This window comes from Streptomyces sp. NPDC025784 (assembly GCF_055558435.1).
Window position 1 is genome coordinate 81,462 of record NZ_JBVHMN010000028.1, and the last position, 13,606, is coordinate 95,067.

Here is a 13,606-nt window from a genome sequence, read left to right on the forward strand (position 1 = left end):
ACCCAGACACCGAGTGATCGCCATTCCAGACCCGAGCTGCGCCCACGCGCGAGCAGCCGCAACCTGGAAGCTGTGGCAGGCGCCACACCGGCGGCTGTCCAGCCAACGGAGGCCCACCATGATCCCCAGGACGAGAACAGCCGCACTGACCGCCGCCGCACTCCTTACCGCTGCCACCGCGGTCGGCGTAACCCACTCCCCACAAGCCGCACCCCTCACCCCGATCTGCACGGCCGCCGACTTGCGCTTGTCTCTCGGCCAGGAGGAGTACGCCGCCGGATCCATCTTCATCCCCGTGAACTTCACCAACACCTCCACGCGCGTCTGCAGCCTACGTGGATACCCCGGCGTGAGCGTCCTGGACGCCGGCCACCAACAGATCGGTAGCCCAGCAACGCACAGCAGCTCCCCCGCGACCACAGTGACCGTAGACCCCGGCCAGACGGTCAGCGCGACGATACGCACCAACAACGCGGCAGTCGCCCCGGCTTGTCGGCCACTCCCCGACTACATCGGCATCTATCCGCCGGCCAGCTTCCAGCAGGTGCTCCTCCCTTACCAGCTGCTGATCTGCGGAGCGTTTGAGACCAGTCCTGTCCAGGTCGCCGGATGATCTGAGGCAGCGTCGATGGGCGGCGGCCCGGCGCCACGATCGCCGCCGACGGGATCGCATGCTCCTGAGCGCCGCCTCGCCTGCCTCCGCCCCGGTCGCCCTGCCATTGCCGCCGGCACAGGAGCGCGGAAGCACGCAGGGCACCAGCTCTGCGCGCATCGCCCTCCGAGGTCCTTGCGCGCACTCGGCAGCAAAGGCGAGACTGGTCGCGTCTCGGGGCCGACACGTACAGCCCCTTCACCTGCGGCAACGGGCCGCCGGACGGCACCCCGGCGCCGACGCCGCGGTGCCGCTCCAGGGACTGCCTCTCTTGGCCGTGCCGACGCGACCGCCGCCTCAACGAGCGCCCAAAAGGCGGTGCCGGTGCTCCGGCGGAATGCTGACGACCGTGTCTTTGACGCCTTCGGCATCTGTGACGCCTCCGGAGTCCCCCGTGCCGGTGGTTCTGGTGCTCGCCGAGGACGACGCGGTCGAACTCCTCGCCTACCTGGTGACCGCCGCCCGGACCCAGCTGGACGAGGCCGCGGAGTACGCGCCCATGCGGCTGCTCACCGCAGCGGGCCGGCTGGCGGAGATGACCGGCCCGCAGGCAGGTGCCTGGCTGCGGCCACTACTGGAGGACATTCGAAAGCAGATCGGCGAAACAACCGTCCAGGCCGGCGACCCGGACGGCTACGCCCAGCGGATCGATGGCCTGTGCCGGGAACTGGCCACCCACCTGGTGACCCGTCTGAATCTGGACGGGGCCCCGTGAGCGGCGCCGTGGACAATGCCGTCTTCCAAACGATCCGTACCCACCGTGTGATCCGCGCCCTGACCCCGGCCCCGATCACGCGGGAGGACGTGGCGACGGTACTCGACGGCGCCCGGTACGCCCCGCATGCCGAAAACCGCCGCCTGCACCGGTACGTCGCCGTCACCCGTCCCGCGCTACTGCGCGCGCTGCGCATGGTCTCGCCGGAGGTGCTGCCACGTCCTACGGCTGCGATCGTGGTCTGCGTCGACTGGGCGAAGGTCAAAGCCTACGGCTTCGCACTGACCAACCCCGGCCCTACATCGACGCCGGCACCGCCGCCGCGACCATGATGCTCGCGGCACACGCCATCGGCCGGGGCTCCAGGCCGGTCACCTCGTTCAGCAGGGTCGCGGTCGCCACCCTGCTCGGCCTCCCCGATCCGGTCCCTCCCGAGCTGATCATCTGCCTCGGCCACTCCGCTGCCGAGCAACCACCGCCCATGCGCCGCCGGAACGTGACCAGCTGGGAAGACGTCATCCAGTGGGACCGCGGCTGACCTGTCCGCTGGGATCCTGGTAGTTCATGACATGGTCCGCGCCGGAGCCCGCTTCGAGTACGGGCTGCTGTTCGAACGCGACCGGATGCAGGCGGCATGACCGGGCAGGCCACGCCGCGTCGCCCGACCGGCCCGCTATGCCGGTATCCGGGCGCCCAGGGCATCCACAAGGCTTGACAATTCCTCCCGCGACTCGGCCCGCGCACTCGGAGCGCTGAGGCTGTCGCTGGGCCGCTGGACCACGACGGCCGACATCGAGACAGCGGCAGCCGCCCTCACCAGGACGGCTGCCGCACACTGACCGGGCCCACCGGCCCGGCATCGACCCCGAAAGCGGATACGTCGTCGTGCCGGCCCGCCGAGAAAACGCGTTGCGAGTGACCCGCATCGGATGTCTGATTGACCGGTCGCCGATCAGGGGAGGGAACATGGGGACGTCGCTGCCCACCCCCTCGTTGCACACAGCGCGCCTTCGACTGCGTGCCTTCGAAGACGCGGATGCGGACGACCTCTTCGCACTGCACAGCAGCGCCTACGTGCTGCGCTACTGGGACGCGCCACCGTGGAGCGAACACGTGCGCGCCGAGAAGTTCATCACGGCTTGCCGGGAGATGGCGCAGCAGGGCACCGGGGCACGGCTGGCCGTAGATCGTGTCTCCGACGGGGCGTTCATCGGCTGGTGCACCCTCAACTCGTGGAATCCGGACTACCGCAGCGCCTCACTGGGCTACTGCTTCCGCGACTCAGCCTGGGGCCACGGCTACGCGACCGAAGCCGCGCACGCTCTGCTGCGGTGGGCGTTCGACACGCTGGACCTCAATCGCGTCCAGGCTGAGGCCGACACACGCAACGTGGCTTCCGCCCGGGTGTTGGAGAAACTCGGCTTCATGCGCGAAGGGACTTTGCGGGAAGACTGCATCGTCAACGGCGAGGTCTCCGACTCGTGGGTCTACGGGCTGATCAGGCGGGAATGGCAGCCGTCGTCCGAGCCGGTTCCCACCCACTGAGTTCCGTCGCCCGGCACCCGGTACTGGATCGTCGACCTTCGCCTCCTCGGCCACCGCGCCCACGCTTTGACGCGTGGACATGTAGGAGTTGGCGTACGGGCCTTCGGTCCGTCCCCATCCCTCCGTTGAGCCGCGGGTGCGCAGCGGGCTGACCGATCTCGGCGGCCGGCTCTGATCACGACTTGAGTCTCACATCAGCGCGGCGGGCGCTGCCGTGGCCTGATCGGACGGTCGTGCCGAGGGCGATGACGGCGGCCAGGACGGAGAGGCCCGCCAGCATGCCGAACATCTGCGGATAGCCGCCCATGGGCGTGGCGAGCGCCGCTCCTGCGAACGGAGCCGACGCGGCGGCCGTCATTGCGGGAGCGGCGAGAAGTCCGGTCAGGCGTCCGTAGTGGGCAGTGCCCCATCGATCGGTCACCGCGGTGGCCTGGAGCAGGGTGAGGTTGCCCCGGACCATGCCCGCGGCGATCGAGAGCGCGAGCAGGAACGGGTACGGGCCGGTGATGAGTGCGAGGGCTGCCGTGGTGGCGCCGCCGAGTGCGATCAGCGTGGCGGTACGCGCCGTGGGCCGGGTATGGCGAGCGAGTGCCGCGTACAGGGTGCGGCCCAGGGTCTGTCCGGCTCCGCCGAGGCCGAGCGCCCAGGCTGCCTGGGCGGTCGAGTATCCACGGGCGAGGAGCAACGGGACCAGGGCGACGACGACGGCGTACATGGCGAACGCCGAGAGGGTCAGTGCTGTGGCGAGCAGCCAGAACGGGAAACTGCGCTCTGCGTGTCCGGCACCGTGTTCTTCTGGCGGGGGCAACGGGGGTGCTTGAGGCCAGGGCGCCTTCAGGGCGAGAGCATGCGCCGGGATGGAGACGACGGCCAGGACGGCGGCCAGCACGAGGTAGGTCGCGCGCCAGGACAAGTGCGCGGCCAGCGCTGCGGTCACCGGAGCGAAGACGGTGGAAGCGAGTCCGCCGGCCAACGTGACGACTGTCAGGGCGCGGACGTGGTCCGGTGCCCACCAGCGGGTCAGGGCGGCGAAGGCCGGCTGATAGAAGGTGGATGCCATGGCCACTCCGGCAAGCAGCCATCCGGCGGTGAAGACCGGGGTGTTGGGTGCTTCGGCGACGATCAGGAGGCTGAGCGCGCCGAGGGCCGAACCGGTCGTCATCACGGTGCGCGGCCCGCGGTGGTCGATGATGCGCCCCACGCTGATCCCGGCCAGGGCGGAGACCAGCAGTGCCGCGGAGAAGGCTGCCGTTGTCGCACCGACGGACCATCCGGTGTCGGCGGTGATCCGCGGGTTCAGGACAGGAAACGCGTAGTAGAGGATGCCCCAGCAGGTGATCTGTGTGGCGCAGAGCGCGGGCAGGACTGCGCGAGGCCGCGACCGGTCCCCCGATCCGGTCGCGGCCTCGCTGGTGTGGAGGTCGGTCATCGGCGGGGTCAGCAGCAGCCGCCCGCGACGGCCGCTTCCTTCGGGTCTTCCACGGTGGAACCGGTGCAGCAGGTGCTGCCCTGCTGCTTGGCCAGGGAGTCGGCGTCGGCCTTGACGACGTACACCTCCCAGGGCTCCTTGCCCGGACCGTGGACCCAGACCTTGTCCTGGAGGGCGTAACAGCAGGTGGTGTCGTTCTCGACGTCGGTGGCAAGGCCGGCCTCGCTCAGGCGGGCGGTGGCCTCATGGACGGCCTCGGTCGTCTCCACCTCGACGCCGAGGTGGTCCATGCGGGTGTCCTCTCCCTCGGCGCCCTGGACGAGGACGAGCTTGAGCGGGGGTTCGGCGACGGCGAAGTTGGCGTAGCCGTCACGGAGTTTGGCAGGCTCGGTACCGAACAGCTTGCTGTAGAAGGCGATGGACGCGTCGAGGTCGGGGACTCTGAGGGCGAGCTGTACGCGGGACATGGCGAACCTCCTTGATGGGATGCGGGTTCAGCAGCCGCCGGAACCGGCCGGAGCGCCGACACCGATCTGCAGGGTGGCCGGGGCCGCGCAGCACCCGCCTCCCTCAGCGCTCTGAGCGGCGTCGGGGTCGTCGAAGAGGCCGGCGCCGCCGCATACCCCGGTCTCGGGGAGGGTCAGCTCGACGCGTTCCGCGGCTTCGCGGTCGCCGGCGAGGGCGGCGGTGATGGAGCGGACCTGCTCGAAACCGGTCATCGCGAGGAACGTGGGGGCGCGGCCGTAGGACTTCATGCCGACCAGGTAGATGTCCTGCTCGGGGTGGGAGAGCTCGCCCACGCCGTGCGGGTAGACGGTGCCGCAGGAGTGGACGTTGGGGTCGATGAGCGGGGCCAGTTCGGTCGGGGCCTGGAGGCGGTCGTCGAGGCCGAGGCGGACTTCGGAGAGGAAGGAGAGGTCGGGGCGCAGGCCGGTGAGGACAATGGCCTCGTCGAAGGGGTCGAGGCGGCGGCCGTCCTCGGCGACCAGGATCAGGCGGCCGTCGGTGTCGCGCTCGACGGCCTCGGTGCGGAACCCGGTGACCGCGCCGGCGTGGCCTGCCTCGACGGCGGCCTTCGCCCGCAGGCCCAGTGCGCCGCGGGCGGGGAGCTGGTCGGCCTCTCCACCGCCGTAGGTGTTCGTGCTGATGCTGCGGCGCAGGATCCACACGGCGTGCGTTCCTTCGTCCTCCTTGGCCAGCTCGGCGAGGGAGGCGAGGGCCGTGAACGCCGAGGCGCCCGAGCCGACGACCGCGGTGCGCTTGCCCGCGTACCGGGCGCGTACGGCCGGGTCGGTGAGGTCGGGGACGCGGTAGGAGATGCGGTCGGCGGCCGCCTTCTCTCCGAGGGCGGGCAGGCCGTCGGCGCCCATCGGGCTGGGGATGGACCAGGTGCCGGAAGCGTCGATGACGGCACGGGCGGTGACGCGCTCCTCGTGACCGTCGGCGAACTGAAGGTGGACGGTCAAGGGCTGCTCCTCGCGGCCGGCGTCGACGATGCGGTCGCGCCCGGCGCGGGCAACGCCGGTGACGGTGGCGCCGTAGCGGACCTGGTCACCGAGGACGTCGGCGAGCGGCTGCAGGTACCTCTCGGCCCAGTCACCGCCGGTGGGATAGGCAGCGCCGTCGGGGCGCACCCAGCCGGTCGGCGCGAGGAGCTTCTCGGCGGCGGGGTCGGTGACCTCGCTCCAGGGGGAGAACAGCCGTACATGCGCCCAGTCGCGGACGGCGGTGCCCGCTGACGGGCCGGCTTCCAGCACCAGCGGTTCGAGACCGCGCTCGACGAGACGGGCGGCTGCGGCCAGGCCGACGGGGCCGGCTCCGATGACCACGACGGGCAGCTGGTCGGCGGTGGGCGCGTTCACGAGATTCCCCTTTGCTTCGACATTTGTCGATGGCTTGCGCGGCCAGCATGACATCTGCATCGATGAACGTCAACATAGACATGCATCGAATCAGCGATGGCCGTGGAGTGCGTCGACGTGGTGGTGGTCGGCTGCGCCAGGCCGGACTCGGTCACTCTCGGACCGCGCCCAGCTGCGGCACCCTTCGCCCGTCAGCCGATCGTCGTTGCCGGGGCGGCCAACTCCGTGCCGCAGATTGCCGCCGAGCCGACCCAGGTGACATGAGTGCCGCTCGCGAGTCGGAGGCCGGTGAGACGCTTCGTCCGGCAGCGCCTTCTCGGCCGCATCCTGCACTTCTGGCCGCCCAGGACAGGCTTGGACATGGCTCCGCCGGGCCGCGCACCATTCGAACGCGCCCGCTTGGTTCGACATGTGTCAACATAGATGCATGTCAAACATGAAGGTGCTCCCCCTGCTCGAGCCCGAGGCTTCCGGTGCTGTGGCGCCGTGCTGCCCGCCGCTCACCGAGCGCCCGTTCACCGCGGAGGAGGCCGAGACGGCCGCGCGGATGTTCAAGGCCTTGGGCGATCCGGTGCGCCTGCGGCTGTTCTCCGCGGTCGCCTCGCACGAGGGCGGTGAGGCGTGCGTGTGCGACATCTCCGACGTCGGCGTCTCCCAGCCGACCGTCTCCCACCACCTGAAAAAGCTCAAGGACGCCGGGTTGCTGACCTCGGAGCGACGCGGCACCTGGGTGTACTACCGGGTCGAGCCGTCGGTGCTGGCCGCGATGGGCAAGCTGCTGACCATCGCCCCGGCCGCGGCCTGACCGCGCTCCCCGGGCATACGCCGTCCGGCTGTCTGCTCCTGAGGTGACACCGCACGCTGGTCCGCGGGTCCGGCGGTCCAGGTGATGGCCGGGGGAACCACGCGTGCGCACAGGGGGCAGCCGTGCGCGTCGGTGAGGCCGAGGCGCCCTACGAGCAGGCCGGTGCGTACGGCGGTGTCCAGTACGTCGGCGGGGACGGCTCCGAGCAGGATCTTGGCGCGGCGGAACATGGTGAAGGTGCCCGGTTCGCCGACGGTGCCCCATGACAGGTAGATGAACCGTTCGCCGGGGCCGCCCTGGATGTAGGGGCCCTTGACGTCCGTACCGGTGGGCGCGGCGGCCACGGTGCACGGCAGCGTCCAGGTCGCGGACGTGGCATTGCCGGGCTGGGGCTCGAGGAGTTCGTCGCGGCGGGTCCGACGCTGCACGGCGACGTGGATGTTGCGATACGCCTGGGCGCTGCCGTCGGCGGGTGCTCCGGGCGGGCAGGTGAGGCCTGGTAGGTCGATGGCGTCAATGCGGATACGCAGGTCGCTCATGGCCTCCACCGTCCTTGATGCTCGCAGGTCGGACGGGCTGGTTCGTCTCCACTGCCCGTCACGCAGGTTCCGAGTCTGTCAGCAGGGGGTCGAAGGCGGAGCGGCCCGGGGCCACGGCGCGTTTACGGGAGACGACTTCGCAGGTGAAGTCGGGGTGTCGGCCGGTCCATTGCGGTTCCGTGCGGTGGCTGGTGCAGCTCGCGCACAGGGTTGAACGACGCACGAGGCGAGACGTGCGTGTTCAGCAGCGGTCGTCGGTCAAGGTGAGTTGCCGACGATGGAAGTCGAAGTGCTGGGTCGGGTATCGGTAGAGATCCGCGATGGTCATGACGTCCTGGAAGAACGGATCCCAGCGGGTCGGGTAATGCATGGCAAGTGCCAGGTCGGACTCCCGCTCGGCATCGAGACGGCGGTGCTGCCACGCGATCACACGGTCGAACAGGGTCCCCATCCGGCGTCGGCCGAGGACCCTGGCGCCGCCGAGCGGGCCCAGGTAGTTGATGGCATCGAACGGTCTGGTCGCAGCGTTCAGGCCTCCGGCGAAAACCCGACTCGCCCGTGGCGGCAGCCGTCCGAACACGCGCAGCAGCGCCAGCAGCGGCCGGATCAGGATGTAGCCGAAGAGCATGTGGAACAGCAGCTGCCCGTTGGTCCACCGGGTGCCCTCGGTGCGCTGACGCAGGTCTGCGTCGGTGGCGCCGTCGAGGAGCCGGTGGAACGTCGTGCGGGCCCGCTCCAGCTCCTCGTGGATCGCCTGTCGATCAACCGCTCCGTCGTCCAAGAGACGCACCTGCCCTTCAATCGGTACCTGGGTACAGGTCTACCGGCGCTGTTGTGCCCCGGTCGAGGGATGACGACGGGACCGAGCGCGACGACCGACGAGGACTGGATACCTCAGTCATACGGCCTGAGTGTCGACGATGACGAAATCGACGCCGGTACGGAGCAGGCAGTAGTCGGCGGCGAGCCTGGAGTGCACGCCGCCGATGACCACCACCGGGGCCGTGTGCGTCACTCGGCGGGCTCCCGGCCCGGCATGAAGATCAGCGCCACCAGCGCCAGCCCGATCACGGTGCCGATCAGCTGCATCCCGATGAAGCCCGCGACCGAGTCGGGGGCGATGCCCGCGAACGTGTCGGTGAAGGCCCTCCCGATGGTCACCGCAGGGTTGGCGAAGGACGTGGACGACGTGAACCAGTAGGCCGCACCGATGTAGGAAGCGACCGCCACGGGAGCGAAGCGCAGCCGGTCGGCGCGAGCGAGGCCGAAGATCAGCAGGATCAGACCGGCGGTCGCGACCACCTCGCCGAGCAGCAGATGCCCGGCCGACCGATCGTGCGTGGACCATTTCACCAGCGGCTCACCGAACATCGCGTCGGCCAGAACGGCGCCCGCGATCGCTCCGACGATCTGCGAGGGGACATAGAGGGCCACCTCGCGCGGGGTGACGCCTGCGCCGCCCCGCTTGGCGGTCCACCACTCCGCCAGGGTGACAGCCGGGTTGAAGTGCGCACCTGAGACCGGGCCGAGCAGGACGATCAGGACGCCGAGACCGAAGACGGTGGCTGTGGAGTTGGCCAGCAGTTGCAGGCCGACGTCCCTGGTCAGCTCTGTGGCCTGTATTCCGGAGCCGACCACGACGGCAACGAGCGCGGCGGTGCCGACCAGCTCGGCCGCGGCCTTGGCGAGCAACGGGGGTGTTCGGGGCGGGGTGGCACCCGGGGCAGGCTGCGGCTCATCGCCCGGGACCGTGGCGGGCTGGCCGGCACTGCCGTGCTCGGTGGCCTCGGTGGCGCTCAACAGGACTCCTCGGTGCGTGCACAGGGCGACGGGACGCGGCGCCGGACGGGCGCCGGGCTCAGGGGCAGGAACGCTTGACGTTGTTCTCGGCGGTGGCACGCGCGGCCTCCGCGAGATCGGTGAACTGACCCGCGAGCGAGGCGACGACCTCGGGCCTGAGCCGGTAGTAGGTGAACCGTCCGCACGGTTCGGTGTCCACGACTCCCGCCTCGCGCAGCACCTTCAGATGGTTGGAGAGGTTGGTCTGCTTGGCTCCCGTCTCCTCGATCAGATGCGTGCTGCAGAGCGTCTCCTCGGCAAGCAGGGTGACGATCTGGAGGCGGAGCGGGTCCGCGAGAACCCGGATCAGATCAGTGTCGACCGACGTCAGCATGGACTGATACTGTCACATCACTCCAGGCTGATACCAGCCTGGAGTGAACTATGGCACCCGCGTCCCGACGCCCGTCAGGACCCATGCCCCTAAGGGGATTCCCCGTGACCGCATCCCCTCCCCTGTCCTGCCCGGCGGCCGCCTCGCGGCCGGGATCGGCTGCCTCTCCCTACGCTTCCGAGGCCGTTTCTGGTACGCATCCGGGTGTCGAGGCCGAGCCCCTTGTCGCGCAAGTGCGGAGCGAGGCAGGGGTGGACCTCATGGACGCGTTCCCGAAGCCGCTGACCGACGAGGTCGTGCAGGCCGCCGACACCATCATCGCCGTGGGCTGCGGGGACGCATGCCCGGTGCCGCCCGACCGCCGTTGCCTGGACTGGCCCGTCACCGATCCCGACCGCGCCCCGATCGCTGTCGTCCGCGGCATCCGCGACGAGATCGACGCGCACATCGCCGAACTGCTCGTCTCCCTGCCCGGCACCTGAGCCCCGTACCCGATCCCGCACCACCTGCTTGATCCACCGACGAAGGAAGAACCGATGTCCTCCAGCCCGCTCGCCTCCGTGCTGTTCGTCTGCGTCCACAACGCCGGCCGATCGCAGATGGCCGCCGGATTCCTCAGCCACCTCGCGGGCGACCGCATCGAGGTCCGCTCCGCCGGCTCCATCCCGGGCGACCAGGTCAACCCGGCCGCCGTCGAGGCCATGGAGGAAGTCGGCATCGACATCTCCGACGCCAAGCCGAAGATCCTGACCACCGAGGCCGTGCAGGCGTCCGACTACGTCATCACCATGGGCTGCGGCGACGCCTGCCCGATCTTCCCCGGCAAGAAGTACCTGGACTGGGCCCTGGAAGACCCGGCCGGCAAGGGCGTCGAAGCCGTCCGCCCCATCCGCGACGAGATCCGCACGCGCATCGAGGCCCTGATCGCCGAGGTCGACGCCCAGCAGGAGGCGTGACCTCACTCAGGCAACCGCCACCGCAGAGAGCCGAACCGCCCGGTACGGACTGATGCCCCTCGGCAAATCGCCTCCAAGTCCGCCCCGCCTTCCGAGGCACCAGAGTGAAGCGCAGTCGGTCATCAGCGATGACTGAGCTCCCGGATGAGCAGGTCAGCCGCTGCAAGCTTCCGCGCGCTGTCGGCCAGCTCATCGGTGAGCCGGCTGATCTTCTTCGACAGAGTGCCGCGGACGTCGTCCAGCTCCGCCTCGACCCGCTCCCGCTTCTGCGTCTCGAAGCGGGCCCATTCGTAAGCCCCACTGTGCAGCCAGGTGAGGATTTCCATCTGCTCTTCCACAAGAGCCAGCCTCTCGGCCGGAATCTTGTTGAGCCGCTGTCGCAGCTCCCTCACCTGCCGGTCCAGGCGGATACGGTCCCGCTCCAGTTCCGCAATCTTCCGTTTCAATTCGTCATGGTCGGCGCGCTGCTGACCGAGCTCGACCTCCAGCTCGCGCAGCTCTGCTTCGACCTGCGCCTTCTTGTCAAGGGCCTCGCGGAACTCATCGCGCGCGTTCTCCTCGTACGTCTTGAGGTCGGCAAGAATCTCCTGGAGCCCCTCCTTCGCGGCCTCCAACTCGTGCGTGGGGGCCTCACGGGACGGACGTTCATACTCGATGCTCGGGCTCGCGAGGCTCGGGCTGGCCGACGGGGCGTCCCGCTGAACACGCCCGCGCTGTGCCTCCAGGAGAGCCAGGCGATGCCACTTCGCGGGCCAGGCGGCGAGGCGAGGATCGTCGAGGCTGATCTCCTCCGGTGTCTTGTTGTCCCCGTGGGCGACCAGGACGCGGACCAAGGCGATCAAGAACTCGCGCTTCGGCAGGCACTTCCCGTCCAGCACCTCACCGACGCTGGACTTTGACAGCGTGACGGACCCGGCGCGTTTGCTGATCTCCGAGTAACTCGGGCGGCCCACGGCTATGTGCAAGTCGCTCAGCTGCTCCGCAAATGCCGCAAGTTCATCTTGGTATGCGCCGTTCACACGTCCCCCTGCCGAAGCCCGGGCCCCATGCTAGAACCGGGCCGACGGCCTCTGAGGGCATTCGTAGGACTCTCTCCGGCGCTTCCCTCCCTTCCGGCCCGCTCCGGCTTCAAACGGTCGACGTCCGGGCCCTTGCGGTGGGCTCGCCCACCCCCCAGGGGGCCCTGTGGGTTTGGTCAACCGGTGGAAGCGGGGTGGCGGCCGTAGGACGTGCTGACGCGGAGCATTGCGGCGAAGACGTCTGCTCGTGGTCTGGCGAGGCAAAGGCGGGCTTGGGTGCGGTGCTTACGAGCAGCCCCTTCCGTGCCGTGAGCGCCCTCGGCAGGGATCGTCCGCGCCGGCGGTGCAGACACGCGCACCTATGCCGGCACGAAGTCCGCGGTCAGCCGGTCGAGCTCGCGCACCGCAGCGTGGACGTCGCATGTCCGCAGGACGGGCTTACGCAACCAGTCCCGCGGCCAGATGTCCCAGACCCAGTACTCGGGTCTGCGGTCCAGGCTGTCGTAGTCGTCGTAGCAGTACCCGATGCAAGGGCCCAAGTTCTCGGCGGTTGCAAAATCGGAACTCGTCGCGAGGCGTAGGGAATTGTGGCTGGAGAACGGGTAGAACCGGACGAGCCTGCTGGCTCGCGCCGTGCGCCACAGCAGCTCCTCGACCGGCGGCACCCACGAGTTGACGCACATGGAATGGCGATCAGCCTCCGGCGCGTGCCGGATGCGTGCGTCCCACTCGAGGTCCATCTCCGCCATACGCCCAGTGTGACCGTCTCCGCGCGAACGGGGAACTACCCTGGCCGGCTCAGCCGGGGAGGGACGGAAGGAGCTGGGTGACGCCGCCGCGCAGCCCGCGACGCGCACGGGAACGGCGGCCGGAAGTATGTGCTGCGCGGCTCGCGTGTCCGGGCCCTCAAAGACATCTCGGGGGGTCAACAAGTCAAGCCGTCTGCCTGGTCGGGGTGATGGCAAGCCGAGGCGTGCTTCAACGATCGGCATACGTCACCATGGTCTGCCAGGTGGAACAGCATGTGGTCGCCCGGTAGGAGCGGTCTGTCGGTGAGGGTGGGGGTCCGTGGATCAGAGCGAAGACCAGATCTTGGCTGAGGAGCTTGCTGCTCTCGGCGCAATGGGTGGGGGTAGTGGTCGCTTGGTCCGAGTGGTAGCCAAGCTGATGAGGAAGAACGTCCATGAGGTCGATCTGCTTGTTCCCTTGCCCTTCGACGATGCGATGAAGCGCGTCTCCGGTGTGCTCGTAAGGGCGGGCCACGTCATTGAGACCGTGCCAGTTCGCCTGGGTGAGGACGAAACAATCCGCATTGTCGCCAGCGGCGGTGCTGGCGGTCTGAATCCCGTAGTGGTGACCGCGCGAGTGCTGAAGGCCGATGGGGACAGCTCGGAGGTCTGGCTTCGTGCAGCTGCCAAAGAGGGTCTGATCAGGCAGCGAGCCGGAGAGAAGACCGCCGTCCGTCTCGCCGCCCAGTTGAGCAGGGCAACCGGAGCGGACAGGGCAGGCGGGTAAGCGGCAAGCCGACAGCGGCCCTGACCATGTCTGAGCGCTCGACGCTTCCGGAGACAGAGCCAGCGGCGCGAAGGCACGTTGTTCGTCGAAGAACTGCCGGGTCTTGAGGCAGTGATGGAGCGGCCGAGGAAGCGGTTCAGCAAGTGCCGTTGCGCGGCGGCATGCCAGTCTCCGTGGTCGCGTCAGCGCCGGTAGCGAGCGTTCGCTCCCGGTGAGGCGGTGAGGGAGGCGAAGGCCCAAAGAAAGCCGGCGTTGATGAGGCGGTTGTTCTTCACGAACCGGCGGCCGACGAAGCGCCTTTTTTGCCGGAGGCCCGGGTGAAAGGCGCGGATCCGGCGTACGACTTCAGCGCCCGGGCGTCGGCGAACCGTGCCCGGTCGTTGCCTAGCGCCGCGG

The 13,606-nt window shown here is 69.4% G+C and carries 18 protein-coding genes and 1 pseudogene; 9 read left to right on the plus strand and 10 right to left on the minus strand.

Features of this window, described 5'->3' with window-relative positions:
• Positions 1 to 118 precede the first annotated feature (118 nt).
• The 5 genes from ACZ4IF_RS41260 (at position 119) to ACZ4IF_RS41280 (ending at position 2,912) form a co-directional block, all read left to right on the plus strand.
• Complete coding sequence (locus ACZ4IF_RS41260) at positions 119 to 613, plus strand: DUF4232 domain-containing protein (RefSeq protein WP_467573347.1); 495 nt, start codon at positions 119 to 121, stop codon at positions 611 to 613.
• 433 nt (positions 614 to 1,046) lie between these two features.
• Complete coding sequence (locus tag ACZ4IF_RS41265; protein WP_359494582.1) at positions 1,047 to 1,367, plus strand: DUF6092 family protein; 321 nt, start codon at positions 1,047 to 1,049, stop codon at positions 1,365 to 1,367.
• Positions 1,364 to 1,699, plus strand: coding sequence for a nitroreductase family protein (locus tag ACZ4IF_RS41270; RefSeq protein WP_467573350.1), 336 nt, complete (start codon positions 1,364 to 1,366; stop codon positions 1,697 to 1,699). The genes ACZ4IF_RS41265 and ACZ4IF_RS41270 overlap by 4 nt, the downstream gene beginning before the upstream one ends.
• Positions 1,669 to 1,905 carry a nitroreductase family protein gene (locus ACZ4IF_RS41275; RefSeq protein WP_467573476.1) on the plus strand — a complete coding sequence of 79 codons (237 nt, stop codon included), beginning with the start codon at positions 1,669 to 1,671 and terminating at the stop codon, positions 1,903 to 1,905. The genes ACZ4IF_RS41270 and ACZ4IF_RS41275 overlap by 31 nt, the downstream gene beginning before the upstream one ends.
• Positions 1,906 to 2,333: 428 nt before the next feature.
• A complete protein-coding gene (locus ACZ4IF_RS41280; protein WP_467573353.1) occupies positions 2,334 to 2,912 on the plus strand; it encodes a GNAT family N-acetyltransferase in 579 nt (192 codons plus the stop codon).
• Positions 2,913 to 3,087: 175 nt separating this feature from the next.
• On the opposite strand, the gene ACZ4IF_RS41285 is transcribed toward ACZ4IF_RS41280, so the two are convergent.
• Genes ACZ4IF_RS41285 through ACZ4IF_RS41295 form a run of 3 tightly spaced genes read right to left on the minus strand, consistent with a single transcriptional unit; the run spans position 3,088 to position 6,203 of the window.
• Complete coding sequence (locus tag ACZ4IF_RS41285; protein ID WP_467573356.1) at positions 3,088 to 4,341, minus strand: MFS transporter; 1,254 nt, start codon at positions 4,339 to 4,341, stop codon at positions 3,088 to 3,090.
• An 8-nt stretch (positions 4,342 to 4,349) separates the two neighbouring features.
• Positions 4,350 to 4,808, minus strand: a complete 459-nt coding sequence (locus ACZ4IF_RS41290) for an ArsI/CadI family heavy metal resistance metalloenzyme (RefSeq protein ID WP_467573359.1) — start codon at positions 4,806 to 4,808, stop codon at positions 4,350 to 4,352.
• A gap of 27 nt (positions 4,809 to 4,835) precedes the next feature.
• Positions 4,836 to 6,203, minus strand: a complete 1,368-nt coding sequence (locus tag ACZ4IF_RS41295) for an FAD-dependent oxidoreductase (RefSeq protein ID WP_467573363.1) — start codon at positions 6,201 to 6,203, stop codon at positions 4,836 to 4,838.
• Positions 6,204 to 6,630: 427 nt separating this feature from the next.
• On the opposite strand from ACZ4IF_RS41295, the gene ACZ4IF_RS41300 reads away from it, so the two are divergent.
• Entirely contained in the window at positions 6,631 to 7,008 is a 378-nt protein-coding gene (locus ACZ4IF_RS41300) for an ArsR/SmtB family transcription factor (RefSeq protein WP_467573366.1), read from the plus strand.
• Here ACZ4IF_RS41300 and ACZ4IF_RS41305 read toward each other — a convergent pair.
• The 4 genes from ACZ4IF_RS41305 to ACZ4IF_RS41320 form a co-directional block, all read right to left on the minus strand.
• The gene (locus tag ACZ4IF_RS41305) at positions 6,939 to 7,547 is read right to left on the minus strand and encodes a DUF5990 family protein (protein WP_467573369.1); all 609 of its coding nucleotides are present in this window, start codon (positions 7,545 to 7,547) and stop codon (positions 6,939 to 6,941) included. The two genes, ACZ4IF_RS41300 and ACZ4IF_RS41305, sit on opposite strands and share 70 nt — an antisense overlap.
• Before the next feature lie 241 nt (positions 7,548 to 7,788).
• The gene (locus ACZ4IF_RS41310; protein ID WP_467573371.1) at positions 7,789 to 8,328 is read right to left on the minus strand and encodes a DinB family protein; all 540 of its coding nucleotides are present in this window, start codon (positions 8,326 to 8,328) and stop codon (positions 7,789 to 7,791) included.
• A 230-nt stretch (positions 8,329 to 8,558) separates the two neighbouring features.
• Positions 8,559 to 9,347: an aquaporin gene (locus tag ACZ4IF_RS41315; RefSeq protein ID WP_467573375.1), complete on the minus strand. Its 789-nt coding sequence runs from the start codon at positions 9,345 to 9,347 to the stop codon at positions 8,559 to 8,561.
• A 58-nt stretch (positions 9,348 to 9,405) separates the two neighbouring features.
• The gene (locus tag ACZ4IF_RS41320; protein WP_467573377.1) at positions 9,406 to 9,720 is read right to left on the minus strand and encodes an ArsR/SmtB family transcription factor; all 315 of its coding nucleotides are present in this window, start codon (positions 9,718 to 9,720) and stop codon (positions 9,406 to 9,408) included.
• A 260-nt stretch (positions 9,721 to 9,980) separates the two neighbouring features.
• Between ACZ4IF_RS41320 and ACZ4IF_RS41325 the strand changes: the two genes are divergently transcribed.
• Both ACZ4IF_RS41325 and ACZ4IF_RS41330 read left to right on the plus strand, forming a co-directional pair.
• The gene (locus ACZ4IF_RS41325; protein ID WP_467573379.1) at positions 9,981 to 10,202 is read left to right on the plus strand and encodes a low molecular weight phosphatase family protein; all 222 of its coding nucleotides are present in this window, start codon (positions 9,981 to 9,983) and stop codon (positions 10,200 to 10,202) included.
• 54 nt (positions 10,203 to 10,256) lie between these two features.
• Positions 10,257 to 10,676, plus strand: coding sequence for an arsenate reductase ArsC (locus ACZ4IF_RS41330; RefSeq protein WP_359494553.1), 420 nt, complete (start codon positions 10,257 to 10,259; stop codon positions 10,674 to 10,676).
• Between the two features lie 122 nt (positions 10,677 to 10,798).
• Here the strand turns inward: ACZ4IF_RS41330 and ACZ4IF_RS41335 are convergent, their stop codons facing one another.
• Both ACZ4IF_RS41335 and ACZ4IF_RS41340 read right to left on the minus strand, forming a co-directional pair.
• On the minus strand, positions 10,799 to 11,695 hold the full coding sequence (locus ACZ4IF_RS41335) for a hypothetical protein (RefSeq protein WP_467573384.1): 897 nt from the start codon (positions 11,693 to 11,695) through the stop codon (positions 10,799 to 10,801).
• Between the two features lie 359 nt (positions 11,696 to 12,054).
• The gene (locus tag ACZ4IF_RS41340; RefSeq protein ID WP_467573386.1) at positions 12,055 to 12,444 is read right to left on the minus strand and encodes a hypothetical protein; all 390 of its coding nucleotides are present in this window, start codon (positions 12,442 to 12,444) and stop codon (positions 12,055 to 12,057) included.
• A gap of 319 nt (positions 12,445 to 12,763) precedes the next feature.
• Between ACZ4IF_RS41340 and ACZ4IF_RS41345 the strand changes: the two genes are divergently transcribed.
• Complete coding sequence (locus tag ACZ4IF_RS41345) at positions 12,764 to 13,210, plus strand: hypothetical protein (RefSeq protein WP_467573390.1); 447 nt, start codon at positions 12,764 to 12,766, stop codon at positions 13,208 to 13,210.
• Between the two features lie 60 nt (positions 13,211 to 13,270).
• On the opposite strand, the pseudogene ACZ4IF_RS41350 reads toward ACZ4IF_RS41345, so the two are convergent.
• Positions 13,271 to 13,604, minus strand: a pseudogene (locus tag ACZ4IF_RS41350) (transposase); the annotation flags it as partial.
• Positions 13,605 to 13,606: the final 2 nt, after the last annotated feature.

Excerpts from the sequence above, each read along its gene's own strand:
- ACZ4IF_RS41290 (WP_467573359.1), bottom strand. The coding sequence starts at position 4,808 with ATGTCCCGCGTACAGCTCGCCCTCAGAGTCCCCGACCTCGACGCGTCC.
- ACZ4IF_RS41325 (WP_467573379.1), top strand. The coding sequence starts at position 9,981 with ATGGACGCGTTCCCGAAGCCGCTGACCGACGAGGTCGTGCAGGCCGCC.
- ACZ4IF_RS41305 (WP_467573369.1), bottom strand. The coding sequence starts at position 7,547 with ATGAGCGACCTGCGTATCCGCATTGACGCCATCGACCTACCAGGCCTC.
- ACZ4IF_RS41340 (WP_467573386.1), bottom strand. The coding sequence starts at position 12,444 with ATGGCGGAGATGGACCTCGAGTGGGACGCACGCATCCGGCACGCGCCG.
- ACZ4IF_RS41260 (WP_467573347.1), top strand. The coding sequence starts at position 119 with ATGATCCCCAGGACGAGAACAGCCGCACTGACCGCCGCCGCACTCCTT.
- ACZ4IF_RS41300 (WP_467573366.1), top strand. The coding sequence starts at position 6,631 with ATGTCAAACATGAAGGTGCTCCCCCTGCTCGAGCCCGAGGCTTCCGGT.
- ACZ4IF_RS41285 (WP_467573356.1), bottom strand. The coding sequence starts at position 4,341 with ATGACCGACCTCCACACCAGCGAGGCCGCGACCGGATCGGGGGACCGG.
- ACZ4IF_RS41280 (WP_467573353.1), top strand. The coding sequence starts at position 2,334 with ATGGGGACGTCGCTGCCCACCCCCTCGTTGCACACAGCGCGCCTTCGA.
- ACZ4IF_RS41320 (WP_467573377.1), bottom strand. The coding sequence starts at position 9,720 with ATGCTGACGTCGGTCGACACTGATCTGATCCGGGTTCTCGCGGACCCG.
- ACZ4IF_RS41330 (WP_359494553.1), top strand. The coding sequence starts at position 10,257 with ATGTCCTCCAGCCCGCTCGCCTCCGTGCTGTTCGTCTGCGTCCACAAC.